General features: G+C 70.3%; 17 protein-coding genes and 1 pseudogene. 7 read left to right on the top strand and 11 right to left on the bottom strand.

What is annotated here, in order from left to right:
• Window positions 1-101: 101 nt before the first annotated feature.
• Both GFH48_RS36030 and GFH48_RS36025 read left to right on the top strand, forming a co-directional pair.
• A complete protein-coding gene (locus tag GFH48_RS36030) occupies window positions 102-1814 on the top strand; it encodes an MFS transporter (RefSeq protein WP_153292255.1) in 1713 nt (570 codons plus the stop codon).
• A 483-nt stretch (window positions 1815-2297) separates the two neighbouring features.
• Window positions 2298-3410 (top strand): aminotransferase class V-fold PLP-dependent enzyme, encoded by a 1113-nt coding sequence (locus GFH48_RS36025; protein WP_153292254.1) that lies wholly within the window; start codon window positions 2298-2300, stop codon window positions 3408-3410.
• A 126-nt stretch (window positions 3411-3536) separates the two neighbouring features.
• Here the strand turns inward: GFH48_RS36025 and GFH48_RS36020 are convergent, their stop codons facing one another.
• Together GFH48_RS36020 and GFH48_RS36015 are read right to left on the bottom strand one after the other, a co-directional pair.
• On the bottom strand, window positions 3537-4352 hold the full coding sequence (locus tag GFH48_RS36020) for a DUF899 domain-containing protein (protein WP_153292253.1): 816 nt from the start codon (window positions 4350-4352) through the stop codon (window positions 3537-3539).
• Window positions 4353-4663: 311 nt separating this feature from the next.
• On the bottom strand, window positions 4664-5479 hold the full coding sequence (locus tag GFH48_RS36015; protein WP_153292252.1) for a DUF2637 domain-containing protein: 816 nt from the start codon (window positions 5477-5479) through the stop codon (window positions 4664-4666).
• 661 nt (window positions 5480-6140) lie between these two features.
• Between GFH48_RS36015 and GFH48_RS36010 the strand changes: the two genes are divergently transcribed.
• Window positions 6141-7235, top strand: coding sequence for an NADH:flavin oxidoreductase/NADH oxidase (locus GFH48_RS36010; protein ID WP_153292251.1), 1095 nt, complete (start codon window positions 6141-6143; stop codon window positions 7233-7235).
• Window positions 7236-7296: 61 nt separating this feature from the next.
• Here GFH48_RS36010 and GFH48_RS36005 read toward each other — a convergent pair whose 3' ends face one another.
• The 4 genes from GFH48_RS36005 to GFH48_RS35990 all read right to left on the bottom strand — a co-directional run bounded on the left by GFH48_RS36005 (window position 7297) and on the right by GFH48_RS35990 (window position 12562).
• A complete protein-coding gene (locus tag GFH48_RS36005; protein ID WP_153292250.1) occupies window positions 7297-9378 on the bottom strand; it encodes a glycosyl hydrolase family 28-related protein in 2082 nt (693 codons plus the stop codon).
• A gap of 292 nt (window positions 9379-9670) precedes the next feature.
• The gene (locus GFH48_RS36000) at window positions 9671-10447 is read right to left on the bottom strand and encodes a DUF1963 domain-containing protein (protein ID WP_228121129.1); all 777 of its coding nucleotides are present in this window, start codon (window positions 10445-10447) and stop codon (window positions 9671-9673) included.
• A gap of 113 nt (window positions 10448-10560) precedes the next feature.
• Window positions 10561-10836 carry a hypothetical protein gene (locus GFH48_RS35995; protein ID WP_153292249.1) on the bottom strand — a complete coding sequence of 92 codons (276 nt, stop codon included), beginning with the start codon at window positions 10834-10836 and terminating at the stop codon, window positions 10561-10563.
• Between the two features lie 460 nt (window positions 10837-11296).
• The gene (locus GFH48_RS35990) at window positions 11297-12562 is read right to left on the bottom strand and encodes an APC family permease (protein ID WP_153292248.1); all 1266 of its coding nucleotides are present in this window, start codon (window positions 12560-12562) and stop codon (window positions 11297-11299) included.
• Window positions 12563-12909: 347 nt separating this feature from the next.
• On the opposite strand from GFH48_RS35990, the gene GFH48_RS35985 reads away from it, so the two are divergent.
• Window positions 12910-13197, top strand: coding sequence for an aldo/keto reductase (locus GFH48_RS35985; protein WP_153292247.1), 288 nt, complete (start codon window positions 12910-12912; stop codon window positions 13195-13197).
• A gap of 260 nt (window positions 13198-13457) precedes the next feature.
• Here GFH48_RS35985 and GFH48_RS35980 read toward each other — a convergent pair.
• Window positions 13458-14087 (bottom strand): annotated as a pseudogene (locus GFH48_RS35980) (NADPH-dependent F420 reductase); the annotation flags it as partial.
• 176 nt (window positions 14088-14263) lie between these two features.
• Here GFH48_RS35980 and GFH48_RS35975 point away from each other — a divergent pair.
• The 3 genes from GFH48_RS35975 (at window position 14264) to GFH48_RS35970 (ending at window position 15693) form a co-directional block, all read left to right on the top strand.
• The gene (locus GFH48_RS35975; protein WP_153292245.1) at window positions 14264-14737 is read left to right on the top strand and encodes a MarR family winged helix-turn-helix transcriptional regulator; all 474 of its coding nucleotides are present in this window, start codon (window positions 14264-14266) and stop codon (window positions 14735-14737) included.
• Window positions 14734-14865, top strand: a complete 132-nt coding sequence (locus GFH48_RS39820) for a hypothetical protein (protein ID WP_265590182.1) — start codon at window positions 14734-14736, stop codon at window positions 14863-14865. The genes GFH48_RS35975 and GFH48_RS39820 overlap by 4 nt, the downstream gene beginning before the upstream one ends.
• Before the next feature lie 345 nt (window positions 14866-15210).
• Window positions 15211-15693, top strand: a complete 483-nt coding sequence (locus GFH48_RS35970; RefSeq protein ID WP_153292244.1) for a TetR/AcrR family transcriptional regulator — start codon at window positions 15211-15213, stop codon at window positions 15691-15693.
• Window positions 15694-15994: 301 nt separating this feature from the next.
• Here the strand turns inward: GFH48_RS35970 and GFH48_RS35965 are convergent, their stop codons facing one another.
• The 4 genes from GFH48_RS35965 to GFH48_RS35950 all read right to left on the bottom strand — a co-directional run bounded on the left by GFH48_RS35965 (window position 15995) and on the right by GFH48_RS35950 (window position 19643).
• The gene (locus GFH48_RS35965; protein WP_153292243.1) at window positions 15995-16480 is read right to left on the bottom strand and encodes a DUF427 domain-containing protein; all 486 of its coding nucleotides are present in this window, start codon (window positions 16478-16480) and stop codon (window positions 15995-15997) included.
• 223 nt (window positions 16481-16703) lie between these two features.
• Window positions 16704-17552 (bottom strand): SDR family NAD(P)-dependent oxidoreductase, encoded by an 849-nt coding sequence (locus GFH48_RS35960; RefSeq protein WP_153292242.1) that lies wholly within the window; start codon window positions 17550-17552, stop codon window positions 16704-16706.
• Window positions 17553-18396: 844 nt separating this feature from the next.
• Window positions 18397-19266, bottom strand: coding sequence for a dimethylargininase (ddaH, locus tag GFH48_RS35955; RefSeq protein ID WP_407698682.1), 870 nt, complete (start codon window positions 19264-19266; stop codon window positions 18397-18399).
• Window positions 19267-19379: 113 nt separating this feature from the next.
• Window positions 19380-19643: a hypothetical protein gene (locus GFH48_RS35950; protein ID WP_153292240.1), complete on the bottom strand. Its 264-nt coding sequence runs from the start codon at window positions 19641-19643 to the stop codon at window positions 19380-19382.
• Window positions 19644-19869 lie beyond the last annotated feature (226 nt).

Here is a 19869-nt window from a genome sequence, read left to right as displayed (position 1 = left end):
CGCCTCTCCGCGCCCTACCGGCGAGTCGGGCAGTCCCGTCCATCCGCGCCACCACGCCCGCGAGGCGTCACCGTGGCGCGGCCCCTTCGTGAGGAGTTCCGATGTCCACCACCGGTGTCGCGTCCGCCGAGACGCCCATCGACTCGCCAGCGCCCTACCGGTGGCGCTGGGCCGCCCTCTTCGTGATCCTCGCGGCCGAGGTGATGGACCTCCTCGACGCCGTCGTCACGAACATCGCGGGCCCCTCCATGCGGGCCGACCTCGGCGGCGGCGCCTCCACGCTGCAGTGGCTCGCCGCCGCGTACACCCTCTCGATGGCCGTCGGGCTCGTCACCGGAGGACGGCTCGGGGACATTCACGGGCGGCGCCGGATGTTCCTGGTGGGGGCCGCCGGCTTCACCCTGGGCTCGTTGCTGTGCGCGGTGTCCGTGTCGCCCGAGATGCTGATAGCCGCACGCGTAGTCCAGGGCCTGTTCGGCGCGGTGATGCTGCCGCAGGGCCTCGGCATGATCAAGGAGATGTTCCCACCGAAGGAGTCGCAGAAGGCCTTCGGCCTCTTCGGTCCGGTCATGGGACTGTCCGCGGTGTGCGGGCCGATCCTGGCGGGCTGGCTCGTGGACGCCGACTACTTCGGCACCGGCTGGCGGATGATCTTCCTGGTCAACCTGCCGCTGGGTGCCGCGGCCATCCTCGGCGCCCTGCGCTACCTGCCGAGGGGCCGGTCCGGCACCAAGCCGCGCCTGGACGTCCCCGGCATGCTCCTGGTCTCCCTGGCCGCGCTGCTCATCATCTTCCCGCTGGTCCAGGGCCGTGAGTACGACTGGCCCGTATGGACGTTCCTGATGATGGCCGCCTCGGTGATCGTGTTCATCGCCTTCGGCACGTACGAGTCGCGCCGCAGCAGGGCCGGCCGGGACCCGTTGGTCGTCCCCAGCCTCTTCCGCAAGCGTGGGTTCAGCGGCGGCATGGTCCTCGGCCTGGTCTTCTTCTCGACCATGCAGGGGTTCATGCTGGTCTTCAATCTCTACACCCAGATCGGCCTCGGCTATTCGCCTCTCAAGGCGGGACTGGTGATGGTGCCCTGGTCGGGCGGCATGATCGTCGGCTTCGGTGTCGCCCAGGGCGTCGTCCGGTTCGGCCGGACCGTGCTCCAGGCCGGTGCGCTGGTCATGGCCGTCGGTGTCTTCGGCGTGTGGCTGACCCTCGACCAGGTGGGGTCCGGCGTCGGCCCCTGGCAGCTTCTGCCGTCGCTGCTCGTCACCGGCATCGGGATGGGCCTGCTCATGGCCCCGTTCTTCGACATCGTGCTCGCCAGCGTCGAGCAGCACGAGACGGGTTCGGCGTCCGGCACGATGACCGCGGTGCAGCAGCTCGGCGGCGCCTTCGGCGTGGCCATCCTCGGCACCGTGTTCTTCGGTCTGCTGGGCGGCGGGATCGCCACCGCGGTCGACCACCGTTCGCACGACCTGCGGGGGCAGTTGGCCGCCGCGCACGTCGCGCCCGCGGCTCAGGAGCGCGTCGTGGCGGACCTGCGCGCCTGCGCCTCGGACCGCGCCGTCGCCAAGGACCCGGCCGCGACCCCGGACTCCTGCGCACGCCTGGAGAAGGACACCCGCACAGCCCTGACCTCACCCCAGGCCGGCGCCCGGATACCCGCCGTACTGGACGCGACCGCGCGGTCGGCCTTCCAGAGCGGTTTCGGCTCCGTGATGAAGACGGTGCTCTGGATCGTCGACGGCATGCTCGCCCTGACCTTCCTGCTCGCGTTCCTCCTGCCGCGCCACGCGCGTCCCGAGGAATCCGCCGCGCACTGACTCCCGGCCGTACCGGCACCGACGGACGGGCGGGCGCCCCACCATGGGATGCCCGCCCGTCCGGCCGTCCCTGCCCACGGCACAGCGTGGTCGCCCGCCGCGTCGCAGGCGCGACGGATCGGGCCCACCGCGCGGTTTGGGACACCGGTCCGCCCGGACGGACCGTGAGCCCGAGGGCGGAGCGAGGGCCGGCGCGAGGCCGGGGGCAAGAGACGGCGGCGCTCACCGAGCGCGGGGACCGACACCCCGGGCAGGCCCGCACGGCGCGCGACACGTACCGTTCGGGCAGGTGGGGACGCTCACGCGGCGGAGGCCGGCCGGACACAGGCCCGTCCCGCACACGGCGTTCTTCACCCGGCGCACCACTCGGCACGCCTCACCCGGGCGCGCGCCCGCACAGCACCACTGTCACCACCCGCACCACCCGCACCACCCGCACCACCCGCACCACCCGCACCAGAATCTCCCGGAAGGACGAGCCCCGTGCTCACGTCGTACGCAGACCATTTCGACACGCCCGCCGGGTATCTCGACTTCGCACGGTTCGGTCCGCCGTCGCGGGACGCCGTGGCCGCCACCGGTCGCGCCATGGAGGAGTCCGCCCGCGCCGGACACACCACCGTGGACGACCTGATGCGCGCCGAAGGAGTCGCACGGGAGACCGCCGGCCGCCTCGCGGGCACCGACACCCAGCACACCGTGCTGCTCCCGAACGCGTCCACCGGCCTGTTCCACGCCGCTCTCGGCATCCCCGAGGGCGTGGTCCTCGCGCCGCGCACCGACTTCCCCGCCAACCACTACCCGTGGCGCCGCACCGCCGGCCTGGGCCGGGCCGTGCCGCGCTGGCTCACGCCGGCGCCCGGTGACGGGGTCACCCCCGACCTCGTCCGCGCCGCGCTGACCGACGACGTCGTCGCCGTGTCCGTCAGCGCCGTGGACTTCCGCACCGGCTTCCGTGCCGACCTGGCGGCGCTGCGGGAGGCGATCGGACCGGACCGGCTGCTGATCGTGGACGCCATCCAGGGGTTCGGCGTGGCCACGATGGACTGGGACGCGGCCGACGTGGTGGTCGCCGGCGGCCAGAAATGGCTGCGCGCCGGATGGGCCACCGGTTTCGCCGCGCTGTCCGATCGCGCGCTGGAATCCCTGGAACCGGTCCTCACCGGCTGGACGGGGGTCGAGGACGTCGGCCTCTTCGACGGCACGGAGCACCCGCCCGCCCCGGACGCGCAGCGGTGGTCGATCACCAATCTCAGCCCGGTGACGGCCGCCGCGCTCGCGGCCGCGCTGGACCTCGTAGAGCGGCACACCGTCGCGGCGATCGAGGCCGCGATCGCCATGCGGATCGACGAACTCACCGAGGTCGTCGAGGAGCACGGCGGCCGCGTCCTCTCCCCCGCCGACCCGGCGCGGCGCGCGGGCATCCTCTCGTTCACGATGCCGGACCACGCACCCTCCCTCGTCGCGAAGTCGTTGCACGCCGAAGGTGTCACTCCGACGGTGCGCGCCGACTCGCTCCGGCTCTCCCCCCACGCGTCGACGCCGCCGGAGGCGTCCGGGCGAGTGGCCGCCGCGTTGTCGTCGCTGCGCAACTGAGCGAGTTGTTCGCCTTCCGGGCGTGCCGCCCAACGCCCGTGCGCACGAAGGCCGTTCACCTCGCCCGACGCCCGGGGGTTCCGCCCGGCCCACGAGACCTCCGCCGACGCCGTCGGAGAAGGCGCGTCAGTGGTGGTGGCCGTGCCGGCCGAGGGTCTCCACGGGGGTCGCGCCGGGACGGGTCCACTGCGGCACGGGCCGGCTGGTCGGGCCCCAGTCGGCGACGCCGTCGGCGTCCGAGCGCCAGTACCAGCAGGCCTGACGGCCCTGGGACGGGTGCCCCTGGCGGACGTCACCGATCACGGAGCGCCCCTCGGGGTTGTCCTCCCATGCCTCGCCGCGACCGTAGGACGTCATGTCGAGGAGGCTCAGGGACCCGTTGACCGGCTCGTTGCCGCGGCCCGTCGTGGAGTAGGTGAGGAACACGCGGTCGCCGTCGCGCAGGAAACAGGCGATGTGCCCCATGTCCCCGCCGACCGGGGCGTCCACGCCCCTCACCGAGTACCAGGGCTGGGTGTAGCCCATGAACTCGACGTAGGAGGCCACCTCGTCCCAGCGTCCCGGGGTCAGGATGGCCAGCGAGACGCCGCGGGCGTTGAGGTAGACGGCGTCCTTCAGATGCCAGGCCGTGGTGGTGCAGCCCTCGCACTGCCCCTGATGCGGCGCGCCGTCGTACCACATGTGCTGGTAGACCACGAGCTCGTCGCGGCCCTGGAACAGGTCCAGGAACGGGACCGGGCCGTCGGCTCCGACCACTTCGACCGTCCCGTCGAGTTCGACCATCGGCAGCCGGCGACGGGCCGCGGCGAGGGCGTCGCCCTCGCGGGTGTGGGCCTTCTCGCGCACCAGCAGCTCATCGCGCGCCGCCTGCCACGCGGCCAGGTCGACGACGGGCGGCTTGCCGGTGAGGTTGCCACTCGTGTGGCCGGGGGTGGTCGTCATGGTGTCCTCCGAGGTGTCTCGTGCCGGTGAGCGTCGTTCGACGTCCCGCGACGCTCACCGGAGGAGACCGGCGAGCGGGCCGGAACTCATCGCGCCGGGGCAAAGGCGTCGACCCGTGCGCTCCGCCCGGCCCCGGCGGTCGCGCGCCGACCGTGTACCGCCTGCGCATCGGCTGCGTCCCGACAGGGCCACCGTCGCCGTGGACGTCCCGCGCTCGCGTCGCCAGGGCTGACCACCACCTGATACGGCTCCCCCCTGCTCGGCAGAGGGGAGCCGTATCGAGGAGCTGGACGAAGGGCGGCCGAGAACTTTCAGGCGCGGGGCGGTTTCCGAGTGCCCGCACCGCTCTTGCCTTCGACCCGTCCCGAAGGCGCGGGTGCGGGGCGCTGCCGATGCCGGGATGTGCGCTGGCGAGGTGGCCGCGTCAGGGTGATCTGCCGGACCAACTGCTGGAAGCAGGTGAGGGACGCGAGGGCCGGTACGACCGCCGCCGCCACACCGGTGATGCTCTTGTGGGCGTCGGCCACACAGAACATCACGGCGACGAAGGAGAACAGCAGAACGACGTACCAGGAGTGCACGGCACGGCGCTGGTGCAGGGCCGCTCGCAGGACGGAGAGCGAGGCCACCATCCAGGGGCCGTAGACGAGTAAAGGCCACCAGGGTCCCGAGCCGCTCTGCGTGCTGGACGCGATGTGCCGCAGAGGCGCGTAGGCCACCATGCCGCCGAAGACACTCACCATCGACACGATGACCGCGGCGACGGCGGCGATCACGAAGCTGACGGTCTGCAGCCAGGTGAAGCGGGGTTTACGGACTCTCACTTTCCGATGTCCGGTCGAGGAGCGTCTGATGGGCGGCAACTCGGCGGTGATCTGCACGAGGTTGTCCATCGGCTCGCTGATGAATTCTTCGTCGTACGACGGCTCACTGCGGGGTGGCGGCACGGTGGCCTCCTGCTCCGCGGCGGCGTCCTGCAGGAGGTAGGTGAGCTCCTCGACGGGGTCCCAGCCCTGTTCGTACAAGGCGTCGGGGGGACCGCTGTGCCGGCCGGTGCCCGTCGCGCCCGGGTATACGGGAGGTTGTTCATGTCGAGCGAAGGAGAGATCCGGGTAGTCGTCATTCACAGGAATTCCGCCCCGTCGGGTCAGGGCCGGATGACAGCCGGAACGTCCCCATCGGGCGACGAGTACGCGGCAGCAGGCATGTGGGTGTATCGCCCGGACATCACAGCTCGGAACGCGGAAGGGCTCTGCGCCGCCGCTCCGGAGAGCGACGGTTCAAAAGGACTTGCTTTGGTCATATTCCATTAACGCTGGTCACGCGCTTCGGGTGTGGTGCAAACGAGTGAGCGCGCACCTGCGGAGAAATTCACGAAAGCGTCTTTATCGATCCGGAGCCGATGGTCTTTCCGAGCCCTTCCGCGGGAATCCGGGAGGCACGGTCGACCAGCGTGTGCCGTGCTTCCGAGATGCGCCCGGGGCTGTGCGCGGCGAGACTTTTCTGGTGGCCTCGCGCCGCACCGGGCACCCGGGGCGTCACGGTCCGGGAAGACCGCCCTACGGTCTGCCATGCGCTGTCCGACTGCTCGGAGAGCGCCTGCCATGGGTGGGCACGGGCCGGCCACGTCGGCCCGCGTCGCCGGCCGCACGAAGTCGGCGCCAGGGCCGTGGACGTCCACGGTCCACCGCGCACGCGTGAATCCCGGATCCGCGCGCCGCGACACCGCACGACGGTGTCCACGCGTGCGACCGGTCCCGTGGCCGCCCCGTCCTCCCTGGAGATTCCGTGAGCGAGCTCTTCCAGCCCCTGACGCTGCGTGGTGTGACGATCCCCAACCGGGTCTGGATGTCGCCGATGATGCAGTACTCGGCCCCCGCCGAGGGGCCGGAGACCGGCACACCGACCGACTGGCATCTCCAGCATCTGGTCTCACGCGCGGTGGGCGGCGCCGGCCTGGTCATGGTGGAGGCAACCTCCGTCAGCGCGGAGAGCCGCAGCAGCGCCTACGACCTCGGGCTGTGGAACGACCAGCAGCCACCGGCCTTCGCCCGGGTCGTCCGCGCGCTGAGCGAATCCGGTGCGGTACCGGCGATCCAGCTCAACCACCCCGGCCGCAAGGCGGGCATCGGACGGCCCTGGTCCGACGCCCACCCGCCGCGCCCCGGCCTGCGGCGGGTGGGCCCCAGTCCGATCGCGTTCGGCGCGGTCCCCGCACCGCAGGAACTCACCACCCACGCCATCACCACGGTCGTCGAGGAGTTCGCCCGGGCCGCCCGGCGCGCGCACCGGGCCGGGTTCCGCGCCCTGGAGATCCACGGCGCGCACGGCTACCTCGTCCACTCCTTCCTCTCCCCCCAGACCAACCACCGCACCGACGACTACGGCGGCGACCTGCGACGGCGGATGCGCTTCGCGCTGGAAGTGGTGGACGCCGTCCGCGCCCAATGGCCCCAGGAACTCCCGCTGTTCTTCCGTACGTCGGCGACCGACTGGCTCGCGGGCCACGGCACCGAGACCCGGCCCGGCTGGACCGCCGACGACACCACGCACCTCGCCCGGGAGCTCATGGCCCACGGAGTGGATCTGCTGGATGTCTCCACGGGTGGCATCGTGCCCGACGCCACCATCCCCGTGAGCCCCGGCTACCAGGTGACCTTCTCGGCGCAGGTGCGCGCACGGACCGGCATCCCCACCGCCGCGGTAGGACTCATCACCGAACCCGAACAGGCGGAGAAGATCATCGGCCTCGGTGAGGCCGATGCCGTCTTCCTCGGGCGTGAACTGCTGCGCGACCCGTACTGGCCCCGCCACGCCGCTCACCGCCTGGGCGTCACCCTGCCCCCACCGCCGCAGTACGCCCGCGCGTTCCCCCGTCGCTGACCCGTGCCGCCCGGCGTCGGTGCCGCGGCGGGCACCGTGCGACCCGCCGCGGTTCCGCCCGTCACCAGGGCGCGGGAGCCGGCGGCACCACCACCGGGGGCCGGTCGTCGCAGGTGATGGTGTTCGGCAGTTCCCAGGACGCCATCCAGGCGCCCGTCGTGCCGCCCCCGTCGTTGCCCCCGAGGTCCTGCGCCGCGAACTCGGATCCCGTGGAGGGGAAGTTGAACGATCCGCAGTTGTTGATGCCGACCGCGCCGACGTTACGGGCGTCCACGTTCTCGAAGGACGCCGTGCCGGCGGAGCGGGCGCTGAGGACGGACGTGCCGGTGCCGTCCACGCGGATGTCCTTGAAGTGAACGCCCCGGATCGCGTACTTGTCCTTCACCGGGAAGTCGGAGACCAGCATGATCGCGTTGTAGGTGTTGTCGAGGAAGTGGTCGCCGGTGACCCGGATGTCGGCGTCGATGTCCTGCTCCAGCGCGTAGAACCAGACGGCGCCCAGTCCGATCTTCCAGTTGAGCTCGAACGTCCCTGATCGGACGGTGGTGTTGTCGGTGATCCACAGATGTCCGGTGAACGGCTGCGCGCCGAAGCGGGAGCCGACCTGGATGGCGCTTCCCTCTCTGATCGGGTCGGCGACCAGGTTGCCGGTGACCGTGTTGTCGGTGCCGCCGTAGAGGGCGATGCCGTTGGCGAGGACCGGGGTCTGCACGGTGTTGTGGGCGAAGGTGTTGCGCGCGTTGCCGGTCTTCTCCGACCACATGGCCAGGCCGTCGTCACCGGTGTTGCGGACGACGGTGTCCGAGACGGTGGAATCGGTCACGCCGGTATGGAAGTTGAGGCCGTCGGCGATCTGGTCGGCGATCACGTTGTGAGTGACGCGCAGGCGGCGCATCGGGCCGTCGAACCACATGCCGACCTTGGTGTGGTGGAGGTAGAGCCCATCGATCGTCGAGTCGTTGAGCGCGCCGCCGACGGCGTTGACCTGGTCGGTGTCGATGCGTTCGCGGACGTCACCCTCGACGGCGAACCCGGACAGGTGGACGTCGTGACTGCCGCCGTCCGCCGCGTCCTTGCCGTAGAAGCCGACGCCGGTGTGGACCGAACCGTCGGGGGCAGGGGTGTCCAGGGTGACCTGGTGGCCCTTGACGATCGTGTACCAGCTGCCCGCTCCGACGATCGTCACGTGGTCCACGGCGAGGTGCCGGTTCACCTGATAGGTGCCCGGCGGGATGTAGACCTTGAGGTGCCGCTTCTTGGCGTGCGCGATGGCCCGGTCGAAGGCGTCGCCCGCGTCACGACGGCCGGTGGGGTCCGCGCCGAACGCGAGGACGTTCGCGGCACGCGGCTCGATGTGCGGTGCGGCGACGAGTTGCGTGTCGAGCAGGTCGATCACGGTCCAGGCCGCGGCGCCGCCCTTGGGCGCGGTGAGGCGGACGGTGTCGCCGGCCTCGTACCGCTTGCCGAGCAACAGCCGCTGCTCGTCGTAGAAGTGGCTGGGCCTGAACGGCTTGTCGACGGTGGGCGCCGGGGTGGTGGCGGCGGGCACGCATCCGCACTCGGTGATCCACCAGTCCGGGTGCAGCAGATCGGCCCGGGGGTCGTTGCTGAACGGGTACTGGTTGTAGAGCCATGAGTACTTCGAGGTGAGCGTCATCGTGGAGCGGTGTCTGCCGTCGACGGAGACGTCGAGCGGTGCGGTGATGCCTCCGCCTTCGGGCGCGTCGGGAATGCTGTAGCGCACGGTGAGGGCGTTCGCGGCGCGCGGCAGCGTGAACTCGACGTACTGGCCCGGATTCAGGCGTACGGCGGTCCGGCCGGACGCCTCGGAGGGCAGCGTGTAGGCGGTGCGGTCGGGGCCTATGACGGTGCCGTCGGTCGGCGCGTTCTCCGCCTCCTGCTCCGCGAAGTCCACCGCGGCGCCGCGCCCCGCGACCAGGGCGGGATCGAGCGCGGCCCGGGTCACCACCGGGGCGCCGACGCCGTTGCCGTGCCCAGGGGTTGCCGGGGCCGCCGGAGCCGGAGCACCGGCCATCAGAACGAGTCCGGCGGCCGCCGCCGTCACCACCGTGGTCAGCCTGGCCGGTTTCCGCGCGCGGCTGCGGACCCGCTCCGCTGCCGCGCGCGTGCTGTACCGCGACATCAGATTCTCGTTTCTCTCGGATCGGACGAACGAGGACGGACGTGCGACGAGCACGGTCGAACAGGGCAGGGCGAAGCCTGGCGGACGGAGCGGGCGAGGACGCTTGGGCCGCTCCGCCCACGGAAGGGTGGAGGGACAGGCCGTGCCGGTGCGGTGACAGTAGGGCGTTCGCGGGCACCCTCACAAGATGCCGGAGGCATCTTTCCACCATCTCGTAAGAATCCTGCGTTGATTCATCGATTTCTTGCAATGCCTACGCGGGGACCGCGCCCGGGATCGCGCGGTCGGCGGCTCAGCACTGCTGCACGTGCAGGAGGTTCTCCCAGCGCCCGGCGGCGATGTCCTCGCGGATGCCCACCGTCAGGTTCAGCGTGAACAGCCTGTGGTCGACGCCGTTCCCGGATATCTGGGCCAGGAGCACCAGTCCGTCCTGGTCGGGCGCCACCTGCCACTGGTCGGAGAACCCGCCGATCTGCGCGACCGAGTGGGGCGCGGGTCCGCCGTGGACGCTGTTGACGACCGCTTCCACGAAGCAGTCCAGCACCTCGTCGTCCTCCGCTCTCGCGCCCTCGAACGCCTTCGCCGCGGGCGAGCCGTACCAGTCGTGGTCGATGGTCAACCCGGGCAACGCGTAGAGCGGGCGCGGCTCGTAGGCCACGGCCTCCTGGTCGTCCAGTCCCTCCGGCAGCGGGCGCTCCACGGTCGGGACGCCGGCGGGGACGTGGAGAACGACGGCGTTGTCGGGCTCGTACTTGAAGGTGGTGAAGAACAACAACTGCCCGTCCGGGGGGAGTTCGATGTCCAGGCCATCGCGGGGCAGCGCCGCGCAGTCGACGCCCAGCACGAAAGGACCCGCCCCGTCAGGCCAGTCCACGCCTTCGGGCAGCGAAGGCAGCCCGCCGGTCCACCCGGCCCGGCCGAGGTCCGCCCGGCCGCGCTCGGGCAGGTGCTCGTACCTGACCAGGAAGACACAGGGCCGCAGCAGCCCCGCCAACTCCCCTGCCACATCTCCCGGAACGCCGTGTTCCTCGGCCAACTCGGTGAGGGTGTGCTCGTCGATGAATGCCATGCCGGTGATCGTGTCAGGAGCCACCGACAACGGACCGGGAGGCCGTGGAGAGAGGACCACCCGGAATCCCGCGATGGCGAGCCCGTTCTCGACGCGGTCCTGGTGAAGGGAGTTCAGGCGTGGACGTTCCGCGATGCGGCGTGGTGGGCGGGCCGGCCCGTCCGGGGAGGCGTGAGGCGTCGCAAGGACAGGCTGGCGGTGAGAAGGAGTCCGGCGAAGACGGCGAGGAGGAGAGCGGAGACCCACATCTGCCGGCTTCCGGGCGACAGCCAGGCCGTCCAGAAGGTCGATGCGCTCCACAACAGGATGCCCACCACGTAGAAGGTGCGGACGCGGTGCAACTGCCGCGCGGCCCGCAGGAACATGACGCGTTCGGTCTTCGGTGCCATGGCGGCCCGTGTACCCCGATTCGGCGGTCACACCGACCGGGCGGCAGCAGAGGTTGGCGTGACCCCCGGTGCGGGAGCCATGGGTCCGGGACAACCTTGACCCAGTTGCTCCCTTTTTCCCCTGTTTCCCTCTCCGCACGTCCCAGCGACCGTGAACCCGAAAGCGGGCTCCGGGTAATAAGGGATGAGCGCCTACCGGGACGCTCGTTGAGATTCCCCAGGGACGGAGTCCTGCGTTCGCCCATCACGGTCTGCAAGTCCTCTCCGAACCGCCCACCGAGCCGCACGCCCTCCTCGAACACCACACGACCGACCCGAATCTCCAACGTCTTCGCCCGCAAGGCCGCAGGCGTGGTCGACCGTCCGGGCCGAAGACTGCCCCGAGCCGCAGGATCGCGGTGGGTGTCGGTCCACGTCGCGACACCTCACGAGTCGCGCCGACGGCCACGTCCCACGAGGGTCACGGCCTTCGGGCGCGGGCGCGCCGAATTGCGTACGCGGCGGCACCCGCGAGGAGTACGGCGACTCCGGTGGTGACGGAGGACAGCGGGAGGGCGAAGGCGAGGACGAGACAGCCGGCCAGACCGAGGACGGGGATGATCCGGGCGGGGCGGCCTTCGGCACGGGTCAGGGTGAGGGCGCCGGCGTTGGCGACGGCGTAATAGGCCAGGACGCCGAAGGAGGAGAAGCCGATCGCCCCGCGGACGTCCGCGGTGGCGGCCACTGTGGCGACTACGGCGCCGACGAGCAGTTCGGCCCGGTGGGGGACCTTGAACCTCGGATGCACGACGGCGAGACCGTGGGGCAGATGGCGGTCCCGGGCCATCGCCAGCGTGGTGCGGGAGACACCGAGGATCAGGGCGAGCAGGGAACCGAGCGCGGCCAGTGCCGCGCCCGCCCGCACGACGGGTACGAGCAGGTCGGCGCCCGCCGCCCGCGCGGCCCGCGTCAGCGGCGCCCCGGCGGAGGCCAGACCGTCCGGGCCGAGCACGAGCAGCACGGACACGGCCACGGCGGTGTAGACGACGAGGGTGATGCCGAGCGCGACGGGAATGGCGAGCGGGATGGTGCGGGCCGGGTCACGGATCTCCTCGCCCAGTGTGGCGATGCGCGCGTATCCGGCGAACGCGAAGAACAGCAGCCCCGCCGCCTGCAGCACTCCCCCGAACGTGGCATCCGAACCGACATCCAGACGGGTCGCGTCCGCGCTCCCGGAGGTGAGGGAGACGACCACGACGGCGGCGAGCACCGCGAGGACGAGGGTCACGACGACCCGTGTCATCAGGGCGGACTTCTGCACACCGGTGTAGTTGACGGCGGTGAGCGCCACCACGGCGGCGACGGCGACCGCATGGGCCTGGCCGGGCCAGATGTAGGAACCGACGGTCAGGGCCATGGCCGCGCACGAGGCGGTCTTGCCCACCACGAACGCCCAGCCCGCCAGGTAACCCCAGAACTGCCCGAGGCGCTCCCGGCCGTAGACGTAGGTGCCGCCGGAGGACGGGTACAGGGCGGCCAGCCGCGCGGAGGACGTCGCGTTGCAGTAGGCGACGAGAGCGGCGACGGCGAGCCCGATCAGCAGACCGGACCCGGCGGCCCGGGCGGCCGGTGCCAGGGACGCGAAGATCCCGGCGCCGATCATCGACCCCAGTCCGATCAGCACCGCGTCCGGCACTCCCAGACGCCGCTCGAGTTCGTCCGGCCCTCCGGAGGCCTGCGTGGGCATGCCGCTCAATGTCGTCACTCCTCGACGGCTGACGCCGCGGGTTGTTTTCCTGTGGTCCGCGCAGAACGTAAGGCACGGACCTGAACAGTGAGGGTCGCGACTCGGACACGGGCGCCCTGGAGCCGGCCTGGGGGGTGGGAGCCGGCGGGCGAAGAGAACTCCGATCGCCATGCCGAGCACACCGAGCAACAGGCGTGCGGACCGGGGGCGGACCGACGGAACGGACGGGCGGACGGACAGGCGCACAGGCGGACGGGCGGGAGAGCACCGCCCCCACCACCCGCCGGTGCTGAACGCGACCATCGTCCGAAGGCGCACGACTTTCTCCGCGACGAGCACGGACGCGGGTGGGTCACTGGCGATTCTGGAGGGAATCGGGTCCTCGGCGACGACAACCGGTCATCGACGCCGTCGCCCAGGTCGCCAAGGACCTCGGCGTCACCTCGGCGGAGGTCGCGCTGACTTGGGTGCGGGAACGCTCCGGAATCACCTCCACCCTGATCGGCGCCCGGACCATCGACCAACTGCGGGCCAACCTCGCCTCGCTGGACGTCACACTCACGCCTGAGCACCGCACCACGCTGGACGAGGTGTCCGCACCGACCCTCGGCTCCCCTCCGGAGTCCTCGGCGTGAGCGCGAGTGTCGCGCTGGAGAGTGATGGGGACCGCCCGACCTGTGAGGGACCCGCGTCCGAAGAGCATGGGTGTTCCGGCGGGTTTCACAGTTCACGCATGAGCGCTGCTGAAGTGTGGTCTCAACGATGGTGAGCGGCGCGTCCACCTGGCCGCGAGCCGGTCACCGGCCGCCGTGATGCGGTCGGTGACGGCAGAGGCTGGGGCGGGACGACTCGTCGGTGCCGGCCGTGCCGCCCGTGAGGGGCGGAACGCGGCCACTCAGGTGAGCGGCGGCTGTTCGGTGAAGTCCCTGAGCACCAGTGCGCCTGGAACCTGGATGAGGCGTCCGCCTTCGTCGATCCTGCCGAGTTCCACGGCCGATAGGCCCAGCGTGCCGGCGAGCTCGGCGATCTGGGAACTGGCCTCCCCGGAATCGCTGGAGACGAACACCACGCGCTTGCCCTGGCCGGAGGGCACTTCGGCGGCGAGCGTCTGGGCGGGAAGTTGGTTGAAGGCCTTCACGATCTGGGCTCCGGGCAGGACGTCGGCCGCGTACTGCGAGGAGAGCCGGCCCTTGAGGATGTCGTCCGCGTTGGCCGCGTAGTGCGCGTTGGTGGTGTCGACGACGGTCTTCCCGTTCCAGTCGGGCAACGCGTTGCCGAACACCTCGACCGCGCCGAACGGGATCGCCATGAAGATGACGTCGCTCTCCAGTGCCTCGGTGAGCGTCATGGCCCGGACCGTGGGGCCCAGGGAGGCGGCGAGTTCGGTGATCGAGTGTGGTCCGCGGGTGTTGGCGATGCTTACCTCGACTCCGGCCCTGGCGAAAAGGCGCGCCAGCGCCGAACCGATGTTTCCGCTGCCCACGATGGCATAGCGGGTGTCTGCAGACATGCGTGTCCCCATCTCCGGTCGATTCTTGAGGGCTGTCGAGGCGGCGGAGCGGCTTCGCCGTCCGGCTGCCGTCGCCGCGGTCCTGTCGGGCGCGGCGGTGCCCGCCTCCGCCGCTCAATTTGGTTGAGGTGTTAACCAAAACGTACGCACGGACTGGTTAACATGTCAACCAAAGCGGTAAAGTGGCGTCCATGGACGAACCGCGATGGCTGGACGACCGTGAGCAGCGGGCCTGGCGCGGCCTCATGAAGATGCAGGCCGGCCTGTCCGAATACATCGAACGGCGGCTGCGCACCCACAGCGGGCTGTCCACCGCCGACTACCAGGTGCTGGCGCACCTGTCCGAGGCGCCCGAAGGACGCCTGAGGTCGTTCGCTCTCGGTGACGCGCTGCAATGGGAGAAGAGCCGCCTGTCGCAGCACCTGACCCGCATGCAAAATCGAAACCTCATCCGCCGCGAGCGTTGTGCCACCGACCAGCGAGGGGCTGTCGTGGTCATCACCGAACAGGGCCGCACCCTCATCGAGGCTGCTGCCCCGCTCCACGTGGCCGACGTGCGCAATGCGCTGATCGACCACGTGACCCCCGCGCAGATGGACCTTCTGATCGAATTGGGAGACCAAGTGGACGCGAGACTCGCCATGATCGATCAGAAGCCGGGATGATTCCTTACGCCCCGCCGGGACGGCTTCCGTCGACCGTGCTGCCGGTGCCCTGCCCGGCGAAGCTGCCGCTGCACATCGCGTGGTCGGGACTGCGCATCCTCGACATGGACTGCTACGCGAGCGCATGAGCCTGCACAGAACCGTGCTCGCCGAAGACATCGTGACGACCTGTGCCGCTTCCTCAACCGGGTCATCCTGCTTGCGCTTTGGCCAGTCCTCCACGAGCCCATCAGCAGTGCCCCTGGGGGGAGCATCCCCCCAGCTGCGTCCATGAACACCTTCCGGCACACTCCCCCAGGACCCCGCAGTACGCCTTCTCACCGCAACTGCGGCAGTCTCACCCAACCTGCAGGACCACAAGTCAAACGGCCCGAGGAGGGTCCACAGCCCATCGCGATCCATCTGTGACACCGCAAGTCACCGGCATGCGATCACCCCAACGACGGTGCGACCTCGCAAGTGGAACGTTCTTCATGATCAGAAGCATCCGTGCGCTCCGAGGAACCGAGCAAAGCAGCGATGAGGAGCTGTACGCGACCGTCGCCGCCCGCGAACTGACCGCCGTCGCCGAGGCCACCCGCCTTGACCTCACCGACCTGCCCGGCTGCGCCGGACGCGTCCACGACTACTTCACCGCCCACCCGGAACGTCTGCGCATCATGAACTGGGGCAGGCTCGAACTGGTCGGCGCCCCTCTCGCCGGCTCGGACGACCCCGTTCGCGCGACCATGCGCCGCAAGACCGAGCAGGTGCGCGCTGCGCAGCAGGCGGGCCACCTGGATCCGAGCTGGGATCCCGCGGACATCCTGATGTTCGTCAGCCAGATCGCCATGACGTGGGTCGGTCAGACAGACCTGCTGCCCCCCGACGAGGGCGAACGAATCGCCTTCCTTACCGCCCGCCGGGCCGCCATCGTGGCGGCGGAACATCGCCTGTTCCCCGCCGTCGCGGTCTGAACGGGCCGGTGATGCCCGCGGCAGAGCGGAGCCGGCGCCGTGACGACACGCGTCCGGCCTTGCGTGGCGATCCGGTGTCTGGCCGCACGCCCACTCGCCGCAGGGCCGATCTCGGCGACGGCCGCGTCGAGCGGCTCCTGGCGGCGGCCGGTGAGGAACATCCGCGCACCCTCTACATCGAACCGCTTGGCGACAGCGAACCCGATGCGGGGCGGGCGGCGCCCGTCTCCTGTCCGAAGCCTTCGCCCAGAGGCTGTGGAGTGGCCGCCAAGGACGGCTGGCCGCATTCCTTCCTCACCCCTCACCACAAGAGAGTCCCGGGTGCCCCCTTGAAGGGACCCCGCACCTCGGTGGTGATCCAGCCGCCATAAAAATCTCCTTCCTGCGCCTTCACCGTTTGGCCCTCGACGACGCAGCGGTCCACGCGGCTCGCATAGAAGGCGAAGTGGCCAGTGAGGACCCGGTAACCGGCCCGGGGGTGCGGGTAGCTCCAGGCAGCCCGGCTACGTATGTCGCCGCCCACGACCAGGTCCCAGTACTCGGCCTCGCCCTTCCACTCGCACGAGGTTCGTCCGGGGACGGCCCGAAGGAGATCGGTACGGACGTCTGCCGAGGGGATGTAGAACACCGGAGGGTGACTGGTCTCCAGCACGCGCACTGCCCGCGTGGTGCCGGCCACCACCTGGCCGCCGTATTCGACAACTATGCGACGGCTGTCGTTCTGGACGGCGGGCGGCCGAGGGTAGTCCCACACACATTCGGGCGGCCGGGAGCCGGAAGCGGACATGGTGCTACCTCACCATCGCCAGGGCGCGCGGTAGTCACCGCGCTCACCCCTACTTCGGTGCCGGACGTGTCTGCGGATGCTGAAACTCGGACTCACACAGCCGCCCCCTGGCACATTCCGCCCCGAGACTGCCCTGGCGCCCCTTGATGGTCCCGGAAGCCGGGCCCGCCATGCCCCCGCGAGCCTGCCGACTTCACGGCACGGCACGCGAACGCGGTCGTCTTCAGGCGACCCAGGTGCTGGTCAGGCCGAGTATCTTCGCCCCGTCGGGGTCGGCGAGCTTGGTGGCGACGAAGGCGCGGGCCCCGTCCGAGGTCTGGACCCGCAGCGCCGGACGCTCGGCGGTCAGCACCGCGACCACGACCGCGGCCGCGTCGTACGCGGACTGGGCGGCGGCGAAGGCGCCCGCGGTGCGGGTCAGGTAGGCGTCCATCGCGGTCGCGTAGGGCCCGAGGCGGTCGTTCATCTCCGTCCGGTCGTCGGGGATGCCCACGTTCGCGACGAACTCACTGGCCACCGCCCCTGGTTCGACGAGTGTGACGTCCACCCCGACCGTCGCGGCGACGGGCGCGAGTGCCTCCAGGTAGCCCTCGACGGCGAACTTCGCCGCACAATAAGCCTCGTTGAACGGCTGCCCGACAACGCCGCCGACGCTGGAGACGGCGAGCACCCGGCCTCCGGTGGCGCGCAGGTGAGGCATGGCGGCGGCCGTCGTGTTCAGGACGCCGAAGAAGTTGACCTCCATGACACGGCGGGCGGCCTCCACACCGTCCACTTCGAGGGTGCCGACATGGCCGGACCCCGCATTGTTGATCACAGCGTGCAGAGCTCCGTGGTCACTGACGACTCCGGAGACGCAGTCCTGTGCGGAGGCGGCGTCCGTCACGTCCAAACGGCGGACCTCGATGGACTCGGCGACTCCCGCCGCGGTCGCCGCCTCGTTCAGCGCGCCGGCCTTGCCGAGGTCACGCATGGTGGCGATCACTCGCCATCCGGCGCGGGCAGCACCGAGGGCCGTCTCCAGGCCGATGCCGGTGGAAGTGCCGGTGATCAGAACGGTCTTGTCGGCCATGAGGACTCGCATTCGTCGGAAGAGTCACGAGGGGACCTCAAGCGCCGGTCACGAGGTTCCTGGCCCGTGCGCGGAGATCCTGCTGAGGTGATCATCTCCCTTGGAGAACACTCGAAGGCAAAACGGCACACCCGCAGACTCCTGCGGGCGGCGCCAGTGATTCCTGATGTGGTCTGTCAAGCCGCCAGATCGGTGGGTGGCACGAGTTCGTAGCCTCGCCAGTGGGGTGGCGCGGGGCCGTATGGACGTCAGGCGTATTTGCGGTGCGAGCGCCGGGAGCCGCAACTGTGAGAGTGGTGGCGTGTCGGGTCGTCGCTCCGGTGGAGGTCGTGGGTGCCGTCGGTCGTGGGGTTGCTGGAACAGCGCGAGGTCGCCGCCCGCCGTCGCCTGGATGGGCTGAGGAAGGAGGCCGACCCATCCAGGCCGAACTGGCCGTGACCGAGCGGGAATGGCAGGAGCGGGCCATCCCCCGCTAGCGGATCGACGAGCCGTCGGCCCCTGTGGACGGGCTCGGACAGGGGCACGCCCGAGCCGTTGGGACAGCACCGGACGTGGGGCAGGCCGACGGCGGTGCGGGAGCCGTCAGGCTCCCGCGATCAAGCAACTGACCGTGAACTGGCGGCCGATCGGAGTTCTGACGCGTTCCAGCGTCCACCGCTGATCCTCCCAGCCATGCGCGGCCGGCCCATTGGCTGATCACCCAACGTCACCACCCGAAGGCAACCCGAAAAGGTCAGTGGCCGGCAACCGGGCCAAGGCCTTCACGTTGCCGGAAGGCCGCGACCCGGGCGGACTCTTCGCGTCCTCGGTGACACCGGGGAGAATCACCGACCGTCGTGATCAATCACGAGGCGGCTTCCACCGAGCGAAGTTCGAGCGTGCAGCACTTCGCGCTGCCGCCGGACTTCAGAAGTTCCGAGAGCTCCACGCCGACCGGCACATACCCCCGCTCCCGCAGCTGGGCGGCGAGTCCAACGGCCTGCTCGGCCATGACCACGTTCCGGCCGTCGGAGACCGCGTTGAGGCCGAACACCTCAGCGTCGTGGTCTGTAGCGATCACCGCGTCGGGGTAGAGCTCCGCGAGACGAGCCCGGCTGCCGACGGAGAAGGCCGCCGGGTAGTACATGATCTCGTCATCGTCGAGGATGGCGAGCGCGGTGTCCAAGTGGTAGAAGCGGGGGTTGACCAGAGTCAGTCCCACCACCTCGTGCCCGAACAGCTCAGCGGCCTCCTCGTGCGACCGCAAGGTCGTTCGGAATCCGGTGCCGGCGAGCAGTCGCTTGCCGGTGAACAGGTAGTCACCCTCACCCTCGTTGACGAACTCCGCGTGGTGCACTCTGTAGCCCCGTGCCGCGAACCAGTCGGCGTAGGCCGGGCCTTCTGGCGCGCGCTGCTCGTGCCGGAACTTCGCGGAAAGGACCGTTCCGTCTATCATCGTGGCGCCATTGGCGGCGAAGACCATGTCCGGTAGCCCGGGCAGCGGGTCGATCAGCTCGACCTGGTGTCCGAGTCCGGTGAGGGTCTGCCGCAGTCGCTCCCATTGGGTCACCGCGATGCCAGGCTCGGTCAACTTCTCGGGACGCATCCAGGGGTTGATCGAGTACGTGACGTCGAAGTGGGTCGGGCGGCACATCAAATAGTGGCGCGGCCGCGCGGTACGCAGCATGAACGGAACCCTTCTGGGTGTGGTGTCCGCCTGGTGACGGAAGGACATCCGCCTCGTGGCGGAAAGACAGCGGTGGAAGGTCAGTCGCCCGGCCGGTGTACCTGCGGCCCCCGGCCCCGCCACTCATCGGCGGGGCCAAAGCCTCACATCGTCGTCGCCTTCTAGAAGGCGGAAGCTGGGGTCCCACCGCCCACCGTCGGGCGCCCGGGCTCTCCTTCCCGGCCACCCCAGCCGGTGTCCTGCACGGTAACCACCGTCGGGTGCTCGGGGAGACCGACCCGGCCACCCCAGCCGGTGTCCTGCGCGGTCGTGACCGAGCCGGAGGAACCGCCCTCCTGGTAAGGGATGTGGCCGGCGGCCGCGGTGGCGGCGAGCAGTACGGAGGCGAACGCCACGGGTATGGAGAATTGAGCAAGTCGCTTCATGGAAACCCCAGTTGACGAAGGTGTTCGAGTTCTTCAGCTCTGACTTTCTCCTTGCGCCTTCAGGCTGTCAGCGGGGGAAGGTGCTCTCAATACCGTGCCCCCCTCATCAAAGTGCCGGACACCAAGCAACCCCCGCTCTCAGAACGGCCATTTGGCACATTCGTGCTCTAGTCACGGGGAGGGACGGCGCTGAGGCCGACAAGTCCCTGTTGAGCAATGTCACGCG

The sequence above is a fragment of the Streptomyces fagopyri genome, from assembly GCF_009498275.1.
Classification (GTDB): Bacteria; Actinomycetota; Actinomycetes; order Streptomycetales; family Streptomycetaceae; genus Streptomyces; species Streptomyces fagopyri.
This window is presented reverse-complemented; position numbering and strand designations above follow the sequence as displayed.

Bases quoted from the DNA above. Each gene is read 5' to 3' on its own strand.
- GFH48_RS36030 (WP_153292255.1), top strand. From the start codon at position 102: ATGTCCACCACCGGTGTCGCGTCCGCCGAGACGCCCATCGACTCGCCA.
- GFH48_RS36020 (WP_153292253.1), bottom strand. From the start codon at position 4,352: ATGACGACCACCCCCGGCCACACGAGTGGCAACCTCACCGGCAAGCCG.
- GFH48_RS36005 (WP_153292250.1), bottom strand. From the start codon at position 9,378: ATGTCGCGGTACAGCACGCGCGCGGCAGCGGAGCGGGTCCGCAGCCGC.
- GFH48_RS36000 (WP_228121129.1), bottom strand. From the start codon at position 10,447: ATGGCATTCATCGACGAGCACACCCTCACCGAGTTGGCCGAGGAACAC.
- GFH48_RS35995 (WP_153292249.1), bottom strand. From the start codon at position 10,836: ATGGCACCGAAGACCGAACGCGTCATGTTCCTGCGGGCCGCGCGGCAG.
- GFH48_RS35990 (WP_153292248.1), bottom strand. From the start codon at position 12,562: ATGCCCACGCAGGCCTCCGGAGGGCCGGACGAACTCGAGCGGCGTCTG.
- GFH48_RS35975 (WP_153292245.1), top strand. From the start codon at position 14,264: ATGGACGAACCGCGATGGCTGGACGACCGTGAGCAGCGGGCCTGGCGC.
- GFH48_RS39820 (WP_265590182.1), top strand. From the start codon at position 14,734: ATGATTCCTTACGCCCCGCCGGGACGGCTTCCGTCGACCGTGCTGCCG.
- GFH48_RS35970 (WP_153292244.1), top strand. From the start codon at position 15,211: ATGATCAGAAGCATCCGTGCGCTCCGAGGAACCGAGCAAAGCAGCGAT.
- GFH48_RS35965 (WP_153292243.1), bottom strand. From the start codon at position 16,480: ATGTCCGCTTCCGGCTCCCGGCCGCCCGAATGTGTGTGGGACTACCCT.
- GFH48_RS35960 (WP_153292242.1), bottom strand. From the start codon at position 17,552: ATGGCCGACAAGACCGTTCTGATCACCGGCACTTCCACCGGCATCGGC.
- ddaH (WP_407698682.1), bottom strand. From the start codon at position 19,266: ATGTCCTTCCGTCACCAGGCGGACACCACACCCAGAAGGGTTCCGTTC.
- GFH48_RS35950 (WP_153292240.1), bottom strand. From the start codon at position 19,643: ATGAAGCGACTTGCTCAATTCTCCATACCCGTGGCGTTCGCCTCCGTA.